The organism is Gardnerella vaginalis (assembly GCF_001546485.1).
GTDB classification, from domain to species: Bacteria; Actinomycetota; Actinomycetes; order Actinomycetales; family Bifidobacteriaceae; genus Bifidobacterium; species Bifidobacterium vaginale_D.
This window is the reverse complement of record NZ_KQ956879.1, coordinates 1-5,916: the sequence shown is the minus strand read 5'-3', so window position 1 is coordinate 5,916 and position 5,916 is coordinate 1. Positions and strand designations below refer to the sequence as shown.

Annotated in this window: 3 protein-coding genes and 1 tRNA gene; 3 read left to right on the top strand and 1 reads right to left on the bottom strand. The window is 45.1% G+C overall.

Annotated elements, in window-relative coordinates; all coding sequences use genetic code 11:
* Positions 1-151: 151 nt before the first annotated feature.
* A complete protein-coding gene (gene dnaG, locus HMPREF3208_RS06130; protein WP_064347789.1) occupies positions 152-2,236 on the top strand; it encodes a DNA primase in 2,085 nt (694 codons plus the stop codon).
* A gap of 100 nt (positions 2,237-2,336) precedes the next feature.
* Here the strand turns inward: dnaG and HMPREF3208_RS06125 are convergent, their stop codons facing one another.
* Positions 2,337-4,088: an acetolactate synthase large subunit gene (locus HMPREF3208_RS06125; RefSeq protein ID WP_196488971.1), complete on the bottom strand. Its 1,752-nt coding sequence runs from the start codon at positions 4,086-4,088 to the stop codon at positions 2,337-2,339.
* Between the two features lie 256 nt (positions 4,089-4,344).
* On the opposite strand from HMPREF3208_RS06125, the gene HMPREF3208_RS06120 reads away from it, so the two are divergent.
* A complete protein-coding gene (locus HMPREF3208_RS06120) occupies positions 4,345-5,538 on the top strand; it encodes an SLC13 family permease (RefSeq protein ID WP_032814854.1) in 1,194 nt (397 codons plus the stop codon).
* Between the two features lie 210 nt (positions 5,539-5,748).
* Positions 5,749-5,821 (top strand) — tRNA-Arg (locus HMPREF3208_RS06115).
* Positions 5,822-5,916: the final 95 nt, after the last annotated feature.

The window sequence follows — 5,916 nt, the reverse complement described above, 5'->3', positions numbered from 1 at the left end:
TACTCAGTCCCCATTTTTTTTTTATGCTCATATCCTTTAGTGCATTATGGTAATCAGGGGTAAGCGGCAAAAACTGTGTAATCGTCAAAAACGGGGATTGTAGTCACGCGCGCAATACCACTCGCCGTCGGTTTGCGATAAGCTAGACACTATGGTTGGAATGATTGTGAAAGAAGACATTGAGCGCGTGCGCGCAGCAGCAGACTTATACGATATCGTGTCTGCAACAGTAACACTGAAGCCTTCTGGAACTGGCACTTTTGTAGGTCTTTGCCCATTCCATGATGAAAAAACACCAAGTTTTAGCGTGCGTCCAAGCTTAGGAATGTGGCATTGCTTCGGTTGTGGTGCTGGTGGTGATGTATTTAAATACGTCGAGAAGAAAGAGAATATTGATTTCCGTGAAGCAGTAGAGTTTTTAGCAGACCGATACCATATTGAGATGCACTACCAGCAGCAAAACGGTGACGCTCAAGCTCATGCCGGTTCCAAACGTGCCAGACTGTTAGAAGCAAACGAAGAAGCACAAAAATTTTTTGTTTCGCAACTGAGCACTGAGGAGGCTACTCCTGCACGCGAATTACTTGCAGGGCGAAACTTTACTCCACAACAAAGCGCGTATTTCGCATGCGGTTATGCGCCTAAAGGTTGGGATAATCTAGTCAGATACTTAGCAAATAAAGGTTTTACACGTCAAGAACTGCTTGACGCTGGCTTAGCGCGACTCGGTCAGCGAGGAATATACGACTACTTCCGTGGTCGATTAACCTGGCCTATACGTGACTCTACTGGCAGAACTCTTGGTTTTGGTGCTCGCAAACTGTACGATGACGATGCTATTAGTGCAAAATATATTAATACTCCCGACACTGCGCTATACCGCAAAACGCAGGTTCTATACGGAATTGACTTAGCCAAAGCAAATATTGTTAAAAAACGTCAAGTTGTAATCGTTGAAGGCTACACCGACGTAATGGCATGCCATGTAGCTGGAATTGACACTGCAGTTGCTACTTGTGGCACTGCTTTTGGTGTTGAGCATGCAAAGATTGTGCGCAGACTTATTGCAGACGATTCTTTGGGAGCAATTCAACTTGTAGGCCCTATAAAAGTAAATGGTCAGTCAGTAAGTTCACGCATCGTATTTACTTTCGACGGTGATGCTGCTGGTCAAAAGGCTGCGCTTCACGCTTTCGGCTTGGATTCAGCATTTTTAACGCAAACATTTGTTGCAGTAGCTGACAATAATCTTGACCCTTGTGATTTACGCATTCAGCGTGGTGACGAAGCTGTACGTTCGCTAGTTGCTCACGCAAGTCCGCTATACGATTTTGTGATTGACACGGTAATTAACCGTTTTGAAACATCGTATACTACAGGTCAAATGGGTGCAGTGAAAGCAGTGGCGCCTCTTATTGCACAAATTCGTGACCGTTCGCTGCTTGACTTGTATATGCGTAAAGCTGTGCGTGCAATCGGTGTTGATTTGGTTGTGATGCGGCGTGAAGTTGAGGCGGCTCGCCGTCGTTTGCAAGTTCGAGATGACGACGCTTACGCATCTAAGTATCATATGATTCCAGCAGGTGTGCAGCAGACTGGTGTTGAGCGTACAGCAGATTCTCAATCTTCTCGAATAGCAATCATGCGAAGTGCGGCTCAAAATCAGCGTTATTATCGCGTAGATGATGCTGTATTCATGTGTGAGCAACAGTTTATGGCGTTATTATTACAAGTGCCGCTTGCGTTTAACGAACAATTATTTGCGCAACTTACGTTAAATAATTTTATTACTCCAGTATTTCGTACGCTGTTTCAGGCATTCGTTGCTGTGGGAGGATTGCCAGCCGGTAATGTTACGCAAGGCTTGTGGTTACATATGATGACAAAATCTGCGGGTTCGCTGCTTGAATCAGTGATTACCGAGCTGTCTGTTATGCCTCTGCCTCTTCCTGCATCTGCTGAAATAGTAGAAGGCGCGAATAATCAGCAAATGCAACAGACGCAGCAAGCTGTAAGTGGGTCGCCTTCAGATCCGCTGCGTAGAGCTACAAGCGCAGAAAGTAAGTATGCGAACGAACTCCTTATTCGACTGCTTGATATTGGCTATATGCGTAGAATTGGTGCGGCTCGAGCGCGCATGGCAAAACTGCCAGATGGGCAAGAAAAGCTTGCGCTGCTTGGGCAAATCACTTCTATGGAGGCTGCGCGCAAAAGCTTGCAGTCGCAAATCATGTAGCTTTTAATGCAATCTTTTGTACAAAACTGTACTAACAAACAAAAGGCTACGTAATCTAGTGTGATTACGTAGCCTTTTGTCTGCAAAAATTTATTGAAACTTAGTTACTAAAGTCAATATCGCCAAGCTTTTCAATAAGCTTCATATTCTCACTGTAATCAACTGGGCAGGAAATCACGTCAACGCCGCTTTCTTGCTCCAAAGCTTCACGCAGCATATTGTACAAATCTTCCGGCTTCTTAACGCAGTGACCACGTGCCCCAAAGCTTTCAGCCAATTTTGGCACGTCCGGATTATGGAAGTCCACGTACTCGTGTTCACCTGCATGAAGCTCCATCTTCCACTTAATTAAGCCGTACGCGTTATCTTCCCAAACAAGAACCACCATGCGGCTTCCAACGCGCACTGCAGTTTCAATTTCCTGCACGTTCATCATGAAGCTGCCGTCGCCCATCACAGCCAGCACAGGTTTTGTGTTCATTTTGCCGGAATTATCGCGAATAAATGAAGCACCAACAGCACCCGGAAGCGTCCAAGCCATAGTAGAAAGACTGTTGTCGATTATGCAAGTATTCGGGTGCATAGTTGGGTACAAGCGTGCCATCCACATTTTAAGAGCGCCCGTATCTACAAGCACCTTCGTGCCTTCAGGAACAGCGCGACGAATATCGTAAACTACGCGCTGCGGTTTCATTGGCATGCTTTCGTCATTTTCGCAAGAGTGTAGTTCTTCTGTAAGCATTTGTCGAATACGTGGGTGGCTTACATCGAAAGTAATGTTGCGATCCTTTAATACTGAAGTAAGAGTTTTCAACGTCTGCCCAATATTTGCCATAATGTTCAGCGCAGTAGGGTAGTGCGCGTCAGTATCTTCCACAAAAGTATTGATGTGAATAATAGTTTTATCAATATTCGGGTTGATTTTCTTAGGATCAAACTGCTGAATCGAAAAACCGACTGCAATAATCAAATCAGCCGTATCAAACGCGAAGTTCTCGTAATCGCGGTGCATAAAGCCAACGACGCCAAGCGCATTCGGATGATTATCCGGGAAAACACCCTTACCTTCAAACGTAGTTGCAACTGGCACATTAAGTTGCTCAGCAAACGCAAGAAGCTGATTTTCTGCGTGAGAGCGCGCAACGCCATTTCCTGCCAAAATAATAGGCTGCTTTGCGCGGCTAATAATTTGAGCGGCTTCCTCAATAGTGTCCGGAGCTGGCATAATATGCAGCGGATGCGGCAGTGGAAGCGGTTTTGCGTCTGCAGGCGCTGGCATTTCGCTAATATCTTCCGGAATAACAAGGCAAGTAGCTCCCGGGCGGTTACGACCCGCAATAGAGAACGCTTTACGAACCATCTCCGGCGCAGAAGCAGGAGCAAGCATCATAGAAGACCATTGCGTAATCGGCTGGAAAAGTGCAACTAAATCAATAATCTGGTGAGATTCCTTATAAAGCCTAGAAACGTTACCTTGCGCGCAAATTGCAACAAGTGGGGTAGTGCTTGCGTTTGCTTGAGCTACAGGAAGCGTAAGATTTAGAGCACCAGGACCCAGTGTTGCTAAGCATACGCCCGGCTTTCCGGTAATGTGAGCGTAAGTTGCTGCCATAAAACCAGCACCCTGCTCGTGGCGAGTAAGTACAAAACGAATGCGACCATCGCGCTCAATCGCCTCAAGAAGTGGAATATTTTCCTCACCTGGTATGCCGAAAACTACTTCAACGCCTTCGTTGACCAAGCATTCAACAACTAAATCTGCAGTGTTTCGCTGGTGGTTTTCACGAAGATGAATTTGACGAGCAAGTTTTTGTTCAAGCTTCTGATCTTCTGTTGTGTTTATTTCTGCCATAATTCGCTTCTTGTGTAGACAACAAATTCTTTGTTTTAATATGATATACGCAATCTTGTCTTTAAATGCAATTTTTGCGATGCGCGTGTCCTAAAAAAGGGCGGATTTTTGTATTGCGTATTTGCGGCTAAATCTAGCTCTTAATAGTCTCCTATGCCTTGCTATTTCAATGATTTTGTCGGGAACTTGGTGGCTCCATGGGAAAGGGTTTCTAGTATAATAGGTTAAGTTGTATCTACTGCCTTACGGAGGAATGATGAAGCGCTGGCTGTTAAACGTGGTCAAGTGTGAAACCATTCTTATTGTTGCGGCTATTTTAGCGATTATTTCTTGTTTTCTCGTGCCTCCGGACGCTCAATATGTAGGTTATATTCATGTAAACACTATTTTGCAGCTTGTGTGCTTGATGATGGTGGTGTGTGGTTTCCAGCGTATTGGTGTGTTTCGCGCGATTGGTGCGCGCTTGCTTAGGCATGTGAGAACAGAACGTGGACTTGTACTTGTGCTTATGTCGCTCACGTTTTTCTCTGCAATGTGGATTACGAATGATGTGGCATTGGTCACGTTTGTGCCGTTTGCGCTATCTGTGCTGGTGATGGCAAATGCTGAAAAACAAGCGATTCTTGTGATTACGCTGATGACGATTGGCGCCAATGTTGGCAGTATGCTTACTCCTATTGGTAATGCGCATAATCTGTACTTAAAAGCGTTAACGCATATGTCAACGCAAGATTTTTTGAAGATTATGGCACCATACACTGTTACTGCTGCAGTGTTGATGGTTGTGTTTGCGTTCGTGTTTTTTAAATCGCGTAAAGTTGATCAGTTTGTTGGTTTGCATGGCGACGATATTGAGCAGAGCGTGTTAGCTCCTTCGCATGGTCATCCGCAGCCGGATGAGATTCGCGTAATGGGCTATGGTATGAGTTTTACGCGTTGGCGCGTGATTGTGTATAGCCTGCTGTTTGTGGTGTGCTTGTGTGGTGTGAGTGGTTGGATTCCAGACTGGCTGATGCTAGTGATTATGGTGGTTGCTTTTCTTCTTTGTGACCGTCATGTGTTCCGTGTACTCGACTGGGCGTTGCCACTTACGTTTATTATGTTCTTTATTTTTATTGGCAATATGCGTCGCGTTCCTGGTTTTAGCGATCTTGCGCAAATGTGGGTTGGTACGCACCCTATGGAAGTTTCTGTGGCTTCGAGCCAGTTCATTAGCAACGTTCCAACGACGATTTTGCTTTCTGGATTCTGTAATCAGTGGAAGATGCTGATTATTGGTACGAACCTTGGTGGTATGGGCACGCTGATTGCGTCTATGGCTTCGCTTATTTCCTACAAGGGCATTACGCACCAGTATGCTGAGCATAGGGGACGCTATTTGCTTACGTATACGTTGGTAAACGTGTTCTTCCTTGCTGTGCTCATGTCGCTTGCGTGGATTATTGAGTAGCGCTTGTTTTTGTAGTGTTTGCTTCCCTGCGCAGTAGTTATAAGTGGTGCATTATTTGGTTTGAGTAGTGTTGCTTATTATTTTTTTAATTGCGTTTATTGTGTTGAATATGTTTGAGTCTTTTGTTGCATAAATAAGCATTATTTGCGATTATATGGTGCGTTATATGGCGCGTTGATAGTGACGTTTTGATATAATAGCCATTTGTTTGCCTCTGTAGCTCAAAGGATAGAGCAACGGCCTTCTAATCCGTTGGTTGCGCGTTCGAGTCGCGTCGGGGGCACTTTTACCAAGCCCGAAATTATAAGAATTTCGGGCTTATAGCCCCAAAAGTGTGTAAAGCTCGGCTGATGAATATTCTGTGGCATAAGCCACAGA